Raw genomic sequence first — 16369 nt, 5'->3', positions numbered from 1 at the left:
CAAAAATAGTACTGACGATGCTGGCTAGACGTTCTCGGTCTCCGACTGGCAGTCTTAATCCTCAACGGTGGTCATTAGGTCCCTGGCCTCGTAATTAGTCTTGAATTCAACCGAAAGTGTATCCGAATTGTAGACGACGTGGTACTCGCAATCTCTCAAATCTGGTTGTAATGTTCACCAAATAGAAAGGTGGCTTGCGATAGCAGCTTCTAATTCGTCCATCTTGATTGGGCTAATTTCTCCCATTTTCCACTCTTCTTCGTTCGTGACTCGGTCTTGTATAGAGACACTTGCAATGAGATTGATCTTTGCCACGCTCAGTCTTTCAACACCATCTTCGTCTGGGAACAATTGAACTTCGTAATCTTTCCCACTATATTCGTTCGTTGTGATGGGAATGACTGTTACTGTATCCAGTTGGTGATTTGCGCTGTTGTTTTGAACGACAACGGCTGGATGTGGGCTATCGAACTCGCAGTCAGGTATTTCGTCTTCCTCTGGAAAATCTACCCTTACAATATCACCTCTAGCTACGGTCATCCGGCGTCTCGCTCTTTTTATAACTTTTATTTAGTGCCTCAGCACTAGCACGGGACCATAGCTCTGCACGCTCTCTGTCGGAGGGCTCATTGCTGCCACTGTCTGAAGGTGACACAGAATTATCTCTGGCCGTTTCCTGAGCGAGATCTAAGCGCACTGCGCGTTCTTTGAATGTATCTAAATCGTCTTGATAGTCACTACGCATTTCCTGACGATTATTCTCAATTGACGTCAGGAGTTTGTCCTTGTTATTCCCTGGCGATAGAGGGACTGTGTTCTCTGAAATTTTCAATGCTACGTATTTCCACGCACCGCCATAATAATAATCGACAATTCGTTTAATAAATCGCTGTTGTGATGCCGATAGTGCATCCTGGGCGGAAGCATTGGCGATTAGCTGCTTTAGGAATCTTGCATAGAGGCGGAATGGAGCTTGCACTTCCCGTAGACTCTCAATTTTCATCAATTCTCGGGTGAGCTCCCCAATACGCTGACTTACTTCACGGTAGTACACATCAGCATCATCATGCCATGTGTCATCGGACTTGATTTCATCTAGTATCTGCTGAAGCTGAGCATTCTTGACATACAGATTGCCATATGGTTCCGGCGCCTCACGTTCATAGAAAGAGATAAGAAATTCTTTCGTACGGGCTTGTAGAATAACGTCAAACTCGTCTAACGTCTCATCGAAGAAATAGGCATATTCCATCGGGCTGTAGTACCCTCTGTCGGGAATCCGTGACTCATGAGGAGCGTCAAGGTCGTCTTGCGACGTAGCAGAAACAGCAGTTTCGGAGTATTGGAGATCTACAGGAGCAGGACCATATTTGTACCACCCAAAGGTGAGTGGGACCTCTAATCGCTGGACAGCGAGATACACGAGCTTGTTCAGTTTAATCGAATCAATCGATGTGGCTGACGCACCTCTCCACTCAAGAGCAATCCCAATACCCTCTTTGATATCGTCAATTAAATCGCTCTCATCTGCGCGCGTCAGCATGGGTTAGTAGACTCTACGACCATCATGGGTTTAATCTTTCTGTCTACCCTCAAGTGCTGACTATTTGGTACAGTACGATGACGCTGCTCAGTAGTCTGAGCTCTGCCGGGAACTTCAGTACTCAATATCGAACGTTACCATTGTCTGTACTTGAGGGCATTTTCCTACCCCCGCACCCCTTCGGGGGGAATAAAATCGACTGGAAGAGAAGCTGAACCGACGTTGTTCGACCGAGCCTTTCCTCAGGATTCGGCCTTGGTGTTTGCTTTCTCCGAAGCACCTGGACGAGTGAGTAGTCCCACCTGTTCCAGAAGCGTCGTGGACTCAACGATTCGCTCTCGGTCGGGAGCGTCCAGTTGCTCGATATCGATGCTGCTGAGGTTGCTGAGTGCGCGATGCAGTCGGTATCCTGGTGTGTCTCGTGGGTCCATGATGTACGCCTCCGCCGACTTCTGGCGTTAACGAGACGCGGCGCGTCTCGTTCGCACACCAGAACGCAGAGGGTTCTGGGGACGCAGAAAAACAACGCAGGTACGCTGATGTCTCCCGCTGAAGCCCTGCACCAGCCTTAACCAACAGACTTCGTCTAGACATCCTCTGTTGGTTAAGATGTTGTCCAATCAATTATCCTACTCGGGGTCTGGTCCGTGACGAGGCGACTGACACACCTGGCACTCCCACATTGGCTGGCCAGACCACTCGTCAGCTGGGAGCGACTCGAACTCCTGGAACTGATGCTCAGTCGTTCGACCGCACTTGCGACATTCCAGCCGTGTTTTCAAGGGAACACTGGGTTGACGACACTCGGAGTGCTCGTCGTCGACGGAACGCTGAAGTGCAATCGCTGGCACTAACCAGACGTCGCTCTCGGCCCCCTCAAGTATGCCTGCAAGCAGACTTTCCTCACTAACGTCGTACCCTCCCTCGTCGTAGAGGAACGTCGTGTGCGTCCCCTCACACGGCGACTGCGTCGACTCTGTCTGTTCCGTGCGCGTACGAGCGGTTGTGAGTAGCTGTTCACCGCTTTCAGAGGTGACTCGAACTGCTTCGGGGAGCAAGGGCCACTTGTCGGTCAGCTGTGCGGCGGGCTTTGTATCGAGGTCGTAGAGCAGCTGGCAGTCGTCGACCGTTGGATCTCTATCGGCCTTCGTGAGGAGCGTGGCTGCAGCAGCACCCTTCGCGACGGCGGCATAGAACGTCGATGCTTCGACGAGCAGATGGACGACGTGGAGTAGTGTCCACTCAGTATCTGGGGTGCGACTATCGTCGCTGGTTCCATCGAGATGGTTTGAGAGGCAGAACCGACACTTGGTACGGTTCGCAGGAATCGACGCACCGCACGAGGAAAACTCGCTCCGCGTCGATCTCACTCGATTAGGATACGATCCGAGCTCTTCCTTTCGCTTTCGCTCTACTCGTCCAGCGTTCCCCCGTCCAGAAACCTCGTCGTCGGGAACGTGGGTCGATTCGCCAAGTGGTCGTAATTCCTCAAAATCCGAGTAGTGGTCCGTCATCTCTTGTGAATGGCTTCCCTCGTTATGGTATTTCAACTTCAGGAGGTGTGCAACTGATTCGAGACCTGGAAAAATCCACAACCAGATTGAAACCAAGGCACTGCCGGCTACTCCAGAATGCCGAACACCTCCGCTGCTTTGTACTCCTTCCCGCGCTCTTTCCCAGTCACTTCCTCAATGAGGCCATCCGATTCGAGGTCGTTGACGACCTTGTAGGCAGTCCGACGTGAGACGTCGAAATAGTATACGTGCGAACGCTGGCACGAACTCTATGTATTGTAGGCATATCTATGGGTATACTAATACCGGGGATTTCAGGGCTGCTGTGTCACGATCGCGATGCTGTTTGACAATTTCGCCGACATCTACCGTACTTGGAAGCTCGGTGAACTCATCCGCGCCTACGTTCTCATGAAAGACATCACCACAAAGAAACTGTAATTCCTTCTTGCACAGTCACCACTTCGAGGGATATCTCGAGAGGTCCGCCTCAACAATATCGTAGTCGTCCTCAGTCATAATCTCTCGCAGATAGGCATCAACCATCTCGGGCGTAATCACGAGCAGTTGCTCGCGCTTGTGATAGCCCTCGATATACTCTCGATCTGCTTTCGGTAATTCCTCCTCGTCGGATCGTTCGATGCGCGTCGTCTGTTGAATGTCGTCCGGAACGCGTCGTTTGAACTCTCTCCAATTGAAGAGTGGATGTAGACTATCTCGGAGGTTCGAGATAGAGAGGTTCATCTGGTTGCGCTGGGCCACTGAGAGATGTACGTCAACCAGGTGTGCTAGTGCACCAGCAAATAGAACAATCATCGTAGTATCCCCGCTGTAGTGAGTAGTCGGTTGCATCGCGTCCTGAATCGCGTCGTACCAGTCGAGTTCATTCGCGCTCTTCCCGGCCATTCGGTAGACAACAAACATATGCGCGATGTGCCATCCCTCAAACGATTCTGGATTTGCCTGACGCAGATACTCTGCGTGTTTCTGAACGATTTGTTCGTCGCTCAGATTGGGATCTGAACCAGACTTCGTATCCACCAACGCCAACACCGGTGTACTCGGTGAGAAGCTCTCTGCACTCGGTATCTTCGCAGCAATATCGGTGATATTCCCTCCAGACTTCCCGCCAAACCACGGCCTGAGCGGCATATCCATCGTCATGAATGCAGCCTTGCAGACGTCCTCTAATCGATCCCCAACCTTCCGTCCATTTCCATTCTCACGCAGAATTCGGGTATACGACAGTTCGCCCTCAATAAGCCGAGGATTCTGATTCAAGAGCTGGAACAGCCCAGATTCCATGTCCTGCAGGTCCAGCGCCAGCCCACTTCGGCTCCTCGCTACCAACCCTTGGTTCACAATTTCGGAGACAACATCTGGTGAGTCGAGCAGTGTAAGCGGGAACGGCGGCGCAAGGCTTCCGACCGGATACTTCGACACTTGCTCCCACACCGACCCTTTCAGGTCGCTGGGCATGAAGATCACATTCACTCTCTGGTTCCGAACTGAGTCACCGAACACTCGGTTAAGCGTCTTCTCTTGGTACCGCTCATCGCAAACGAGTGTGATGCGAGCCCCAGCAGAAGTCTCGACGCTCGCGGCAGCAGGAAGTTCATCCTTCTGATGGGAGGCTGACTCTTCTAACCCAATCGTATCACAGATAGCAGAGAGAACCGCTTTCACGTCGAGGTTTGTGGTTACAGAGGCGATGTCTTGTGGGGCGACAATATGGCGTTCGCCTCCCCTGCAGACATAACCTTCTCCACTCTTCGTTAACCCGTCTCCACACTCAGGGCAATTGGGAGTAACTTCGCTCTCTATCTTCCACCGGTCAATAACCTGGATGTCTCCTTCGGTTAACCCACCATCTTTGAGGAAATCCGAGAGCAGTGCCCAAACGCTCTTACTCATTCTCACCACCGAACAACCGGTCCAGAATTTCACGGGTCTGTTCCGGAACTCTTCGACCAGATTCCGTCTCCCAATGGCCATCCTGCAACACGAACTCGTCGAACTCATCTCCAGAGGTGAGGCGCGCGCGGAACCGCAGCCCAATCGATCCTTCTTCCGCGTTCGCAACCTCACTCTCGATAATCTCTCGTGCCCCTGGATTTCGATCCATCCACTCTTCGAGAGTTGAGTCCGATTTCACGGAGAACTCGGCGGTGAGCGTGTCCCTGACGTTTCTGACGATTATCCCCGTCGGCTCGATGGACTCATAGCGTTCACCCAACTCCTCAGCAACTTCGTCACCTTCCTCATCTCGGGCCTGCTCTACGGTCTCCTCTCGAACCCCGTCCACCTCGCGCTGTACCGCCTCAAATACTGACTCGCTCTCCTCGTCGTCATCGAAGTCTTCTCTGTCATTCGTAGCAGCCTCGCGGACCGCTCCGATGATTCGGTCTACAGACTCGTTGCGTTTCTCCTCAAGTGTGTTGAACGGGTCATCGATCCCGAAGACATGACTGAAGAACCGCTTCAGTTTCTTTGTCCACCCACTGGTCGACTTTGAGAAGAACACTCGAGCGCCGTCGTCGCCATTTTCGATCTTCAGAGAGATTGTCTTAATCGGGTATGCCGCTCGATGGGCGATTCCGGATGTGCCTGCCTTCGGGTGGATGTCTGGGAGACGGTCACCGAAAATCATCTCTGGTGTGCGGTTTCTCTCCCAGTAGAGCTTCACAATCGCTTGTTTCCCTTCCTCGACATGGAGAAGGTTTGCGTGGAAGTTCCGCCTGGACGCGGATAGTGTTCTACTCAGTTCAGAGCATTTCCGTTCAAGGTAGTCCTCTTGTAGTGGGAGTTGCTCCGAGTAGTCGAAAGCGCGACCCGCGTTTTTGTGGAAGAGGAGTGTTTTGGCATTGATGAGGTCGTAGTTCTGCACGGCTTCTTCGGAAGGGTGATAGTAGAAGTGGTAGATGGCGAGAAGGTACTCGGTGTAGCTAAGGTCGTACTCGTCGAGCTCATCGAAGGTGACGCCGTTCTCCATCAGTAGGTCGTCGAGGAGTCTCCGGGTCCTATTCGATGGAGTCCACTCGTTCTTATTGCGGTACAAGAATTCCTCCACCAGTTCCTGGTGATCGCGTGCGAGTTGGAGCGCGTGGTTGTCTACGTTCGACGTGGAAATCGTGTTCTCACCGTAGTAGTCGGAGAGCGCTTTGGTGTTGTTCGCGAGAATGTGGGAGAGATGAATGAGTTGGGTGTTGGTGAGGGCCTCAGAGATTTCCTCTGCATAGTCTTCCATTTCCTCCGTCAGCGGACGAACCATGATACGTAGAAATTGTTGGTTGATGATAAAAGAGTCCGGAATGCCAGTATTTACCAAACGTCTACTTCTGAAGGTGGCATCTCTGTTAAATACGGGAATATCTCTCGACCGAGTCCAGCACGTGCTAGGGCCACAGTGTCTCAATGCGTTGCTCTATCGCCGTGAGGATGGTGGAGTATACTTCGAGTGGATGGAGCGACGGGAGTTCGAGGTCGGTGATTTCGGTGGCAGACGGTGGCTTGTGGAAGTGCAACCGGGTGTTGTGCGCGTTCGGGTGCCGGTCCCAGCGACATTCCCAGCGTTTCCCGTCCTCGTGCTCTTCGACGTAGTGGACTGAGAAATCGCCAGTCGTGAACCATCGGATGTCGAGACGGGCCGCTGTTACTGTGTCAGGATATCGTCCAGCGTCGAGCAGTCCACGAAGCAGTCGAGGTTCGTATGAATCCGGGTCGAACGCAGTCTCGGCGACGAGTGAATCCGACGAGAGGTGTCGCTCCAGCAGGCGCAGCGTCTGTCTGTCCGCTGGCCCTGTCGAGCGTGGGGCCGAATCCTCCGGTGGCTGGCTCATTTACGCCCGAATCAGATGCCCGTCATTCTGGGAGAGCTGGCGAGCAAGCTCGTACAGCCGGATATCTCGAATCACGCCCTGCCACTCACTGACTGCAGTCATCCGCTCGTGGATGGTTTCGTGACTATCGTGATCAAACACGTTGACAGCCGTTGGGTCGGTCGCCTCGAACTGCGCTTCGTATTCCGTTCGCTGGGCTTCAAGCGCCTCCACGCGGTCGATGATCGCTTCGATAGAGAGCTCGGTTGCGATTCGACTGGCGTCCTGCCATTCGAGATACCCCTCGTTTCGTTCGTATGTCGCCGGGCGGCTGTCTCTCTCGGCTCGAGCGATGCCCATCTCAGCCAAGCGATCGAGGTGCTTTTTGGCGGCATTCGGAGAGCAGTCCGCAAGCTCAGCGATCTCGGTGTAGGCAGTCGGAGAGGTAACGCCGAGGACGACGTCGTAGACACGACCAAACGTGTCTGTCCCCGTCTGCCACCGGCGCTGCGTATCGTCGGACGTGGGGGCCGGGTCGAACTCGGTCATACCTATCTGTAGGCGGCCACTCTCAATATATCTTCGGATTCATCAAATATGTGCAAATGCGGCATTGAATCGCATTGATCTCTAGGATTCATCAATGACACGTTTGTGTAGACACGATCAGAGTTCGGCACAGAAGATGACGGTACAAAACTATAACACTACTATCTGAGTTGGCAGAAACATGTCTCAATCCTCCGCGGAGCATGACTTATTCGGCTGGCTCGATGACGAGTATCTCGAGGTATTGGTCGTCAAATTGAACGCACTGCCGTCAGGAGATGAGTTTCGACGGCGTGCGGCAGAGGCAATCGAGACCACAGTTGGCGTCGCTGGAGCAGATCGGACCTACGATGAGATCCAGAAGGCTCACGGAGGGCTTATTGGGGTTGTCGAAGGTGATGGAGGACGACTCCCCTGGTGGTTGCGTGAGTTCAAATGGACAGTCGCGAGTGAACAGCTCAGCGAGTTAGAACTGAGCGACTCCACTCTCGACGAATTTGAACAGTACCCTCGGGAGTCGACGTATATTCAGTCAATCGAACTCTCCGGTGCGGAAGCCTTGTCTAAGGCGCTCGATGCGTTCGTTGCGTTGGAAGGTAGCCTCAATAGCGCCCTCCAGATGGATCCCGCAGAACTCGAAGCGAAACACGGCATCGAGGCGAGCCAATACGAACTCCCAGACCAACTCTTCATGCTTCCCGAGTCTGGTGTAGCGACTACTGATTCGTTCGAACAGTGGTTTGGTCGGGTACTCAACCTCTGTCCACCAGCAGAACCGACGATGACCGCCTTGTTGCGTGCGAACGTTGGAACCGAGCGCCGGTCTGTAGGTCATGCGATAACAGACGAGAACCTCCAGCGCCTCGAAGAACTGAAAATCCTCGAGTCGACTGAGGAGGACGCCCGCGTGTTCAACGAAGCCTATTATGAACACCTCACAACTCTGTTAGAGATTGAAGGCCCATTCGACCTCGTCATCAATATTGAACACGACAAAGACGAGTTGACCGACCTCCAGTATCTTTACTATCAGTCCTGGGCTGTGGATACGGAGCGACGACTAGCTGAGGAACAGCGCTGGCTACAGGCCGCGAGAGATAATACAAATCTCTCGGAGGCAGAACGATTCCGATTTGCAAACTACGCGTTCAGGATGCCACTGCGACTTGATTCCGACCAAGTCGTGTTCACTCATCAGAGCCGGTATGGGAACTCTAATGCTACTAGGCAGATCCTCGAAACTCTCGCCGAACACGGTCATCCACTAGAAAATGACTGACAAGGAAAAACAGTCGCCTGACCGGGTCGACGACACCGAAAGCGGAGCAGACCACACTCCCATAACTGGGTCGAAAGCGACTGGCGAGGCGGATGACGCTGAGACCGGAGACAGCCTACTGAGCGGACAAATTGATATCCAACGAGTGGATAAAATTACAACTGGGAAACAGGAAGAGACTATTGGGGAGCCAATTCAACTGCGATCAACTTCTGATCGAGTCTCCCCACATCTCGAATCAACGGCTGAGATTGGGGTGAACAGAGTTAGCGATACCATCATCAGACAAGTCGCCCCGCAACCGGTCAAGGGTCTTTCGGACCTAACCTTCACTGGGCATCAGATTTCGGTTCGACGGATAGTTGAAACAGCTACCAGCGAGTCACCCGTAAATGCGACTCGAACGACTTCTTCGATGGCACGAGGTTCTGTTATCGAGTCACACGAAATTGATGTCACTCGCATCGTCGAGCGAGTTGGGAGAGAATCGAGGCCAAAATCAACGCTGGAACTCGCACCACTGAGTAGCACAGCTGCCCTCCTCGATGAGCTAGAGGATATCGACCCTGTGTTCGAGTGGATTGGTGGACTCCCCTACAGTGGTGATCGTCCGAAGTGCATCGTCCACCGCGATGATACAGCTGTTCCTTCTTTCGAGTTCTTACAGCGATGTTTGAGAGACGTCTATGCGGAGACTCGTGGAGGAGAACCGCGTGTGAAACAGGCTGAATTCGTTGCGAATGAACTCCGAGTCCCTTCTGTCCCCGGAGCAATTGTCATAGTCGACATGACGGACGGGGACTGGTCGCCATCACTCACAAACGGTCGTCCGAGTATCGAGCACTCGGGTGTTGACATCGTTCCTGAATTCGTCGACCACGTTGAAACGCTGTACGGTGGAGGGCTCGGATATCTTCTAATCAATCTTCCCCATAGTTGGGATGACTCGTTCCGGTTATCCGGATTCTTCGATGCCTTCGTTGAGCAGCTAACTGCTGCCTCGATGCCAGAATCTGATGAACGCGGAGATACTACTGAAAAAACTGGCGTCCTTGAGAAACTCCAGATTTCACCTGTGACAATCGCAACACCGCGAGTGACCGATCCCGAGGTCTTTGGTGCGCGTGTCGCCCAGTATTACGCGTTCGACTCGATGCCCAACACCTCGTGGGAGACGATCGCACAGGCTGATTCGGCACTCCAGACTCTGCTTCGGAGTGGACGCTGGACGCAAGTTGTACTCACGGAGCGGCAGGACACTGGCGATGAAAGCGACCGACACTATAACTGGAAAGGCGTGATCACTGAGGGACTCGCCCGGGCTCTTCGACGTGAAGCCGTCGGAAACAACGAGTCCTTCGGTCGATTTGTCCGAGAAACGTTACTCCCAGAGGATTACCTTACGACTGAACATCGATTTGGTGAAGGCGAGAATTCAGTTGTCGCAGACATCTATCTAAAAGGAAGCAAGCCGTGGATACGAAACGGCCTTGCTGATTTTCAGATTCTCGATGAAGATGTCCCCGCTGTACTTGAGTTCGAGACCGGGTTTGCGGAGAGTGCGTTCCAGTACCGAAAGATTGCTGAAACGCTCGATAAATATCAGGGTCAGACGTCGAATATCAATTCAATCTATGTCGTTATCCCACCCCGTCTGCTGTACCGCGGGAGACAGCAAGCTGAACTAATCAAAGGGATCGTGACTGCAAACGCAGCAGTTCTTGAGGAAACGACTGTTAAATGCTGTATTCCAATACTAAACAATGGAACCTGTATTGGTCTTCGACTCGTGACGGATTTGACTGAGGTGCTTTACGAATGAGCGTAGACAATGACTTTGGGACGTGGCTCCTCAAACAATTAGACAAGACCGGTGTTCTTCACTTATCATTCCGAGACGAACAAGGCTGGTTGTCTCCACAACGAGTCCTTGACGCCAAATGGGATGAGTATACATTCGAGACCGCGGCGGACGAGAGTACCCCTAAGATATGGAACCGCGTCATCGTCAACCCAGACGATGAACACTTGCGGCATGACCAGTGGTCACAATACGAATTTACGGTTGGTACGGATAAGAGAGCCAAGGACTCTGAAACGAGACTCCTCATCGAGGTTCCTGCGGAGAGTGATCCGATTCAAGAACAGACCGGTGAGGAAATTACTCTTCAAAGGGCTCCACTCAAACAATTACTGGCCGATGACCGCGTAAGCGCGGTTCCTGCAGGACGAGTCGCTGGCCTCGACTCACAGAAACAAGACCTTCGGAGGTTTCTCCAGATGACGAACAGCGACTGGGGGCTTGCAGATCGAACTGGGATACTGCTCGAAGGCCCGCCTGGAACTGGAAAAACAGAACTCGTAATCGAGACCTGTCAAGAGTTGTTTGGGTCGATGCCGGTTACTATCTCCGGCCCCGAAATTCTTAGTAAATGGGTGGGCGAATCCGAGCGACTACTCCGAAAAAAGTTCCAGGAAGCTCGGAATACGGAGTCGAACGTACTCTACATCGACGAGGTCGACGCTATCGCTCGGAGTCGGAGTGACGCGTCACAAGAGCATAGTGCCCAACTCGTAGCTCAACTGTTGGTATTGCTTGACGGCGTTGAAGCGAAAACTGACGGTGCATCGAAAGTGATTGCATCGACGAATCTCGTTGAGGTACTAGATCCAGCCCTGTTGCGTCCCGGTCGACTTGGTAATACCCCAATCTCGTTCCCACGACCTGATGAGACACAGCGCAAGGCAATCCTTCACCACTACATAGAGCAGATCCGTAACGCCGAATCTAGCCATCTCGACGCGAGACTAACTGCGTTAGCGAATGACCCTACAGAATCAACGCTTCTCACCCAATTTGCAGGCCAAACAGACGGCTTCACAGGGGCAGATATCGAGGACCTCTTCATTGAAGCTGCCGCCAAACTCCAGGAGAGTGAAGCACAGCCGGTACTCAATGCGTCCTTAGTGACTGAACAGATTAAAAGCCGTGATATCCAACCGACAACGCCCTATCGCGATCAGACGATTGAGGAACTCGACGTTCACTTGGGAGCGTTGACGCTTTGCGGTGACGGGAACATCATCGCTCTTGAATCAATAGAGGACATACGCCCGGAACTCATTGCTCAGGCATGGTGTGACGGACTTGAGGGAGTCGACGACCGTCACGTCCGGTTTCGGTCCGTCCGAGCGGGTGACCTCATCGCACAAGATGTTGCTGGAACTCGTGACCGAGTCATTGAGGTCTTTCAGCGCCACGCCGAAGATGGACTTTGTCTGTACATTGCTGGCATTGAAAACCTCGTCCAAATGCAGGGCCGGACGACTCTCGCAGACGCTGTCTTCGAGACGATTCACGAACAGCTCATTCGATGGAACACACAAAATCTCCTCATTCACGACGTGACTGATGACTCAGAGTCTGAGCAGCCGCTCGCAGGTCGATATCGGAGTTATTCCACGGAGTAGTACGAAGCTCTGATCGGCACCCTGGGACTGATTGGAGCGAGTGCAATACCCTAAACCGGCGTCCGCAGAAAACCTGCAGACAGCGTCTTCAGATCGCCAATTCGTTCAGCGTGTCTCGATGCGACCGGATGGTCGATGCAGTGACGCTCGCCACCTCCGCCACTTCCGCCTGCGTCAGCCACTGTCCCTCTTTGCGACCCGCCTTGTACAAACAGGCCGCTGCGAATCCTGACGGTTTGACACCCGACGCGGCTCCTGACGATTCTGACTGTTCAGCCAACCGCCGAGCCCGCTGTCGGATGTATGCTGGAACATCGAGTTCTGACGCGAGATGGGGGATGTACTCACTCGAGCGAACTGGCTGAGTCGGGAGCCCAAGTTCTGTATTCAGGGTCTTGTACGCATTCGTGACTCGCGATTGGTCAACCCGTGCCGCGTCAACGATGTCGTCGAGTAACCGCGAGTGGCTGGTACATCGACAGGCCCCGTGGACGCTCGCTGCCGCAATTGCCTCGATTGACCGGCCTCGAAGCAGGTCTTCGTTCTGAGCGCTCCGGAACAGTTGACACGCCTGGTCACGGACCGAATCTGTAAGCTCGAGGGCGCTGGCGATTCTTCGTACTTCACCCAGCCCGTGTGCGAGGTTTCGCTCGGCTTTCGACTGGAACCGACCACGATACTGTTCCCGGCGCAGTCGGGACAGTCGCTGGCGCTTTTGCCCAGAGAGTTCGTTTCCGTTCGCATCTTTCCTGCGACCGGTCTCCGTCGACAACCCTCGGTCGTGACGTGCTGCAGTCAGTGGAGCGCCCGTCCGCTTTCGCTGGTCTTGGTCGTGAGTTCTCCATTCAGGGCCATGGTCGATTCGTTGTTCGTCAATAATGAGTCCACAGTCCTCACAGATGGTTTCGACTGAGTTGGTAGTGACCCGGCCACTGCACTCGGGACAGGAGTTCGTACTGGAGTTCGTCTGGACGTTCTCGTCGAAGCTCGTTTCGTAGATGTTTTTGGTTGCCATCGTTCTCACCAAGTTCAAGGAACCCGCAAGTACGGCGAGCCCCTCACCCATTGAGGGGACCATAAACGCTATCGACTACGGACCTCGGTCAGTTGACTTGTGGCTTAGTAATGTACCCCTCAGCAACTGCTTTGCCTATCCTACTCCCGTGGATGTATCTCGGTGAGTTCGACGGCCCGCATTTCACATTCCCCCTCTACTCGCTCGTAGCGACGCCGAGCCTTCGCTGTGCTCCGACTATCGGCCTCTCCTTGCTGGAATGGATTCTTGTTCGAGACGACGATGAGGTGCCGTGACTCCGCATTCGAGAGATCGCCGAGCTTGGCTAAATCCGAGGAGAAATGCGGCCATTCGTCGATGTTGTTGTGCTCGAACTTCGCGCCGGCGACGTTGACGTTCTTGATGTACTTGAGTTCGATTGCGTGTTTGACCGACGCGGCCGAGAAGTACTTACTTCCGTCGACGAGGCGGACCGTGACCCTTGGGCCCTCTACTTCCGGAAGGTAGTCGAGGTCGTCATACTTTGATTCGTGACGCGGCTCTAGAATTGCGATGTTCACCTCGGGTTGGACATTACTGATGGACTGTGGCTTCGCGATTCGGTCGAGATACTTTCGCTTGTACCTGGTCGTATCGGCCGTATTGTAGCCGCCGCGTACCTGAATCGTCTCCCCCACCTTGGCCCGTAGGAGTTCAAGGAGCCGGGCTTGAAGCGCGGTCTCGACTGTGAACCCGAGAGGTGTCTCTTGAAACTCAGCGTCCAGTCGGTCGATTGCATCCTGAATCGTCATGGTTTACTCCACGAGTTATCTACAAGCGTGGGTGTGGTCGGATAGTGGATACGCGGGATATCCGGTCCTGGGTCTTCCGGGACGCTCTGTAACTCCTCACTCTGCGCGGCGAGTGCGAGAGCCATCAAATCGAGAATGTCATCTCGCCGGATGTCCTTTCGGAAAGTGTCCTTAAGTACCTGCTCGTACTCATCGTTCATGCCAGAGCACTCCTGCTCAACGAGGTGCCGACGGAACGAGAGGCCTCGCTTTGAAGACTTCGAGTAGGCAATCGGCTGCCCGTTGAGCGCGTAGAAACAGAGCTCAGGATGACTCTCGTAGATTGGCCCGTCGTAGGTCTCGCCCACGACCGCTCCCACCTCGTTGATTTTGTCGCTGATAGCGTGTGCTTGCTGGGAGAGACCGTGCCCCATATCTTCTCGATGCCTCGCGTTCGCCTCGTCGTAATCCCCAATGAGGGCTACAGACTCGCACGGCGGAAAGAAAACAGAGTTTCCACGGCAGCCGAGGATGTCACGCGCCTCGATGTCGCAGTGGCGTCTACTCCCCGTCGGGAGTCCGATTGGAATAGCCACAAACATTCGAGCCTCTTGGTAATCTGAATGAACAGCGGAGAAGTCCTCGTAAAGCTCCGTTTCGATGCTGCCCCCGGTAAGGACAGTCGCGAACCACCCATATGGGCAGGCATCGACACCGACCGCGCTCTCAGCTCTTGGCATAGTCCTCGGCGAGTACACCGATGGAAGACTCGCTGGTATTATGGAGAGCGTTGATCCTCGCGTAAAAGCGCGTGAGACGCCGCTCACGAGTTCGAATTCTGAAAATTGAGGGGACTCTTACCTCAGATCCCATCTCCTCGAACGCTTTTGTGAGTTTCTGTAGCGTTGCTCCTACCTCCGCTGTATCGGCTCCTTCTTTTTCGCTCGACATCCTTCCTCAAAGATGGATAGACATGGAATGAGTGTTCCGACGAAGGGATCGAGGTCTCACGTATTTGGGACTATTCGTTGAATTTCCGGAGTTTCATTTGTCCTCCGACTTGGAGCCATCTCGCGACTAACTCTCACCGACGAGCGTTTCCCTCAGTCATCTGGTCGCCAGCCAGTAACCGTGGAAAGTCTGTCAGACTTTCCTGGAGGCTGCGTTCACTGTCGTATTGTTCTTCGGTCATCTTGCGAATGGCGATTACTCGGCTGAGGAAGGGGGGCGTTTGACCGTCTCACAAGACAGTCAAGCCGATGATACCCAGCAAGAGACGCTTAGAACAAATGTGTCTTGAAAACTTAGGGCTGCGCTCGGCCTGAAATTCCATGGTTGGATTCCCGTGACTTTAGGCTCTGGAAGAGGTCAATTCGAGAGGATGAGACCACGAGGTTCAAGCATTTCCAGTAAAGGCTCCATTAGTTACTACATAGACCCCAACGTTTCCAGTATACTCGGTCAGAACACGAATCAGTAGTTAGCGGAGGGGACCGATTGAGGAGAACGACGGAACACCCTCTCTCCGATAGTTCCAGTAAAGCACCTCGAAAGGTACTTAATTTTGAGAGGAAGAATGAAACAATAGAATTATTACATCAATATCGGTTGAGCGAGTCCGTACAAGATGAATAGTCGGGTTACATAGAATCGAGGAGAAAAACCCACGGCTTGAGTTGTGGAAATCAGACATTTCCCGGAACAACCATTGCCTTGCGTTTGGTTGTGCAACCCAGTCTGGGGGAGGGATATGCCCTCATCGCGACCATATTTGATGTCCGCTATCTCGGTCGGGGATCGTACTGACTCGGCCCTCAACCGACCCATCGGTGAGGTGGGAACGTCGTCGTGGAAGCCAAGTCTGTGATTGGACTCCCTTGAGTTCAGTCGTGGGGGTATGTCAGAGACTGTTTCTCCGGAGAGAAGGGCCATTCTGGACTTGAGAACGCCATCGTTCTACAAGGATAATATTTGTGTATCTGCCATGGGGAAATGGGAGATACGCACCGTAAATTAGCAAACAATACCACTAAATGTAAGAAATAAAATGTGTAAAAATTACTATATGGGTATTCTTATCCAGCCGAGCCAACAACTTCGGAAGATGTGGTTTGTTGCGAGTATTAGCAACGCTCTCGTGACAAATAATGTTAATAAATTATTTTTTGATGGTTCTTCAAAACTACTTCGTATCTCACGCACTCTCGAACCCAGTCAACTTCATCTTGTGTGATTACGGCAAGGTCACCTTCAGGAGTACGCTTGAGCGCAGCAGCTGCGGTTCCTTGTTCGAGTGCCTCAAACTGACCGTCTCCGGTAATCCGAGCTGCGAGATGCCCACCGACGAACGCGTCCCCAGTCCCGATTGGGTCGAATGTCTCCGTCTCGAAGGCTCGCTTTCAGCGACTCG

At 53.1% G+C, this 16369-nt stretch carries 15 protein-coding genes and 2 pseudogenes; 3 read left to right on the top strand and 14 right to left on the bottom strand.

The annotated features are described in order from the left end of the window. Positions 1 to 174 precede the first annotated feature (174 nt). From P0648_RS16845 to P0648_RS16805, 9 genes and pseudogenes are all read right to left on the bottom strand, one after another. Positions 175 to 540 (bottom strand): type II toxin-antitoxin system PemK/MazF family toxin, encoded by a 366-nt coding sequence (locus tag P0648_RS16845; RefSeq protein WP_277506033.1) that lies wholly within the window; start codon positions 538 to 540, stop codon positions 175 to 177. After that, the gene (locus tag P0648_RS16840; protein ID WP_277506032.1) at positions 527 to 1543 is read right to left on the bottom strand and encodes a hypothetical protein; all 1017 of its coding nucleotides are present in this window, start codon (positions 1541 to 1543) and stop codon (positions 527 to 529) included. Before P0648_RS16840 ends, P0648_RS16845 begins: the two co-directional genes overlap by 14 nt. Before the next feature lie 242 nt (positions 1544 to 1785). Continuing rightward, entirely contained in the window at positions 1786 to 1974 is a 189-nt protein-coding gene (locus tag P0648_RS16835; protein WP_277506031.1) for a hypothetical protein, read from the bottom strand. Between the two features lie 198 nt (positions 1975 to 2172). After that, positions 2173 to 3057 carry a hypothetical protein gene (locus P0648_RS16830; RefSeq protein ID WP_277506030.1) on the bottom strand — a complete coding sequence of 295 codons (885 nt, stop codon included), beginning with the start codon at positions 3055 to 3057 and terminating at the stop codon, positions 2173 to 2175. A 107-nt stretch (positions 3058 to 3164) separates the two neighbouring features. Continuing rightward, positions 3165 to 3299, bottom strand: a pseudogene (locus P0648_RS16825) (Fic family protein); the annotation flags it as partial. 214 nt (positions 3300 to 3513) lie between these two features. Further along, positions 3514 to 4971: a hypothetical protein gene (locus P0648_RS16820; protein ID WP_277506029.1), complete on the bottom strand. Its 1458-nt coding sequence runs from the start codon at positions 4969 to 4971 to the stop codon at positions 3514 to 3516. Beyond that, a complete protein-coding gene (locus P0648_RS16815) occupies positions 4964 to 6328 on the bottom strand; it encodes a hypothetical protein (RefSeq protein WP_277506028.1) in 1365 nt (454 codons plus the stop codon). The genes P0648_RS16820 and P0648_RS16815 overlap by 8 nt, the downstream gene beginning before the upstream one ends. A gap of 124 nt (positions 6329 to 6452) precedes the next feature. Continuing rightward, entirely contained in the window at positions 6453 to 6896 is a 444-nt protein-coding gene (locus P0648_RS16810) for a hypothetical protein (protein WP_277506027.1), read from the bottom strand. Then, complete coding sequence (locus P0648_RS16805) at positions 6897 to 7424, bottom strand: winged helix-turn-helix domain-containing protein (protein WP_277506026.1); 528 nt, start codon at positions 7422 to 7424, stop codon at positions 6897 to 6899. A 181-nt stretch (positions 7425 to 7605) separates the two neighbouring features. Between P0648_RS16805 and P0648_RS16800 the strand changes: the two genes are divergently transcribed. Genes P0648_RS16800 through P0648_RS16790 form a run of 3 tightly spaced genes read left to right on the top strand, consistent with a single transcriptional unit; the run spans position 7606 to position 12174 of the window. After that, on the top strand, positions 7606 to 8703 hold the full coding sequence (locus P0648_RS16800; protein WP_277506025.1) for a hypothetical protein: 1098 nt from the start codon (positions 7606 to 7608) through the stop codon (positions 8701 to 8703). Beyond that, the gene (locus tag P0648_RS16795; RefSeq protein ID WP_277506024.1) at positions 8696 to 10525 is read left to right on the top strand and encodes a hypothetical protein; all 1830 of its coding nucleotides are present in this window, start codon (positions 8696 to 8698) and stop codon (positions 10523 to 10525) included. Before P0648_RS16800 ends, P0648_RS16795 begins: the two co-directional genes overlap by 8 nt. Continuing rightward, positions 10522 to 12174 carry an ATP-binding protein gene (locus tag P0648_RS16790; RefSeq protein ID WP_277506023.1) on the top strand — a complete coding sequence of 551 codons (1653 nt, stop codon included), beginning with the start codon at positions 10522 to 10524 and terminating at the stop codon, positions 12172 to 12174. The genes P0648_RS16795 and P0648_RS16790 overlap by 4 nt, the downstream gene beginning before the upstream one ends. An 88-nt stretch (positions 12175 to 12262) precedes the next feature. On the opposite strand, the gene P0648_RS16785 is transcribed toward P0648_RS16790, so the two are convergent. The 5 genes and pseudogenes from P0648_RS16785 to P0648_RS16765 all read right to left on the bottom strand — a co-directional run. Beyond that, a complete protein-coding gene (locus P0648_RS16785) occupies positions 12263 to 13189 on the bottom strand; it encodes a transcription initiation factor IIB family protein (protein WP_277506022.1) in 927 nt (308 codons plus the stop codon). Positions 13190 to 13329: 140 nt separating this feature from the next. Further along, positions 13330 to 13980, bottom strand: coding sequence for a hypothetical protein (locus P0648_RS16780; RefSeq protein WP_277506021.1), 651 nt, complete (start codon positions 13978 to 13980; stop codon positions 13330 to 13332). Then, positions 13977 to 14699, bottom strand: coding sequence for a DUF429 domain-containing protein (locus P0648_RS16775; RefSeq protein ID WP_277506020.1), 723 nt, complete (start codon positions 14697 to 14699; stop codon positions 13977 to 13979). The genes P0648_RS16780 and P0648_RS16775 overlap by 4 nt, the downstream gene beginning before the upstream one ends. Next, positions 14686 to 14910: a hypothetical protein gene (locus P0648_RS16770; RefSeq protein WP_277506019.1), complete on the bottom strand. Its 225-nt coding sequence runs from the start codon at positions 14908 to 14910 to the stop codon at positions 14686 to 14688. Before P0648_RS16770 ends, P0648_RS16775 begins: the two co-directional genes overlap by 14 nt. A 1199-nt stretch (positions 14911 to 16109) precedes the next feature. Then, positions 16110 to 16340, bottom strand: a pseudogene (locus P0648_RS16765) (PfkB family carbohydrate kinase); the annotation flags it as partial. Between the last annotated feature and the right edge of the window lie 29 nt (positions 16341 to 16369).

Origin of the sequence: Haladaptatus sp. DYSN1 (assembly GCF_029489995.1) — an archaeon.
GTDB lineage: Archaea > Halobacteriota > Halobacteria > Halobacteriales > Halococcaceae > QDMS2.
The sequence above is the reverse complement of the archived record's forward strand: the minus strand, read 5'-3'. Positions and strand labels throughout refer to the sequence as shown.

Bases quoted from the DNA above. Each gene is read 5' to 3' on its own strand.
- P0648_RS16810 (WP_277506027.1), bottom strand. From the start codon at position 6,896: ATGAGCCAGCCACCGGAGGATTCGGCCCCACGCTCGACAGGGCCAGCG.
- P0648_RS16820 (WP_277506029.1), bottom strand. From the start codon at position 4,971: ATGAGTAAGAGCGTTTGGGCACTGCTCTCGGATTTCCTCAAAGATGGT.
- P0648_RS16835 (WP_277506031.1), bottom strand. From the start codon at position 1,974: ATGGACCCACGAGACACACCAGGATACCGACTGCATCGCGCACTCAGC.
- P0648_RS16785 (WP_277506022.1), bottom strand. From the start codon at position 13,189: ATGGCAACCAAAAACATCTACGAAACGAGCTTCGACGAGAACGTCCAG.
- P0648_RS16830 (WP_277506030.1), bottom strand. From the start codon at position 3,057: ATGACGGACCACTACTCGGATTTTGAGGAATTACGACCACTTGGCGAA.
- P0648_RS16845 (WP_277506033.1), bottom strand. From the start codon at position 540: ATGACCGTAGCTAGAGGTGATATTGTAAGGGTAGATTTTCCAGAGGAA.
- P0648_RS16780 (WP_277506021.1), bottom strand. From the start codon at position 13,980: ATGACGATTCAGGATGCAATCGACCGACTGGACGCTGAGTTTCAAGAG.
- P0648_RS16770 (WP_277506019.1), bottom strand. From the start codon at position 14,910: ATGTCGAGCGAAAAAGAAGGAGCCGATACAGCGGAGGTAGGAGCAACG.
- P0648_RS16775 (WP_277506020.1), bottom strand. From the start codon at position 14,699: ATGCCAAGAGCTGAGAGCGCGGTCGGTGTCGATGCCTGCCCATATGGG.
- P0648_RS16815 (WP_277506028.1), bottom strand. From the start codon at position 6,328: ATGGTTCGTCCGCTGACGGAGGAAATGGAAGACTATGCAGAGGAAATC.
- P0648_RS16790 (WP_277506023.1), top strand. From the start codon at position 10,522: ATGAGCGTAGACAATGACTTTGGGACGTGGCTCCTCAAACAATTAGAC.
- P0648_RS16795 (WP_277506024.1), top strand. From the start codon at position 8,696: ATGACTGACAAGGAAAAACAGTCGCCTGACCGGGTCGACGACACCGAA.
- P0648_RS16805 (WP_277506026.1), bottom strand. From the start codon at position 7,424: ATGACCGAGTTCGACCCGGCCCCCACGTCCGACGATACGCAGCGCCGG.
- P0648_RS16800 (WP_277506025.1), top strand. From the start codon at position 7,606: ATGTCTCAATCCTCCGCGGAGCATGACTTATTCGGCTGGCTCGATGAC.
- P0648_RS16840 (WP_277506032.1), bottom strand. From the start codon at position 1,543: ATGCTGACGCGCGCAGATGAGAGCGATTTAATTGACGATATCAAAGAG.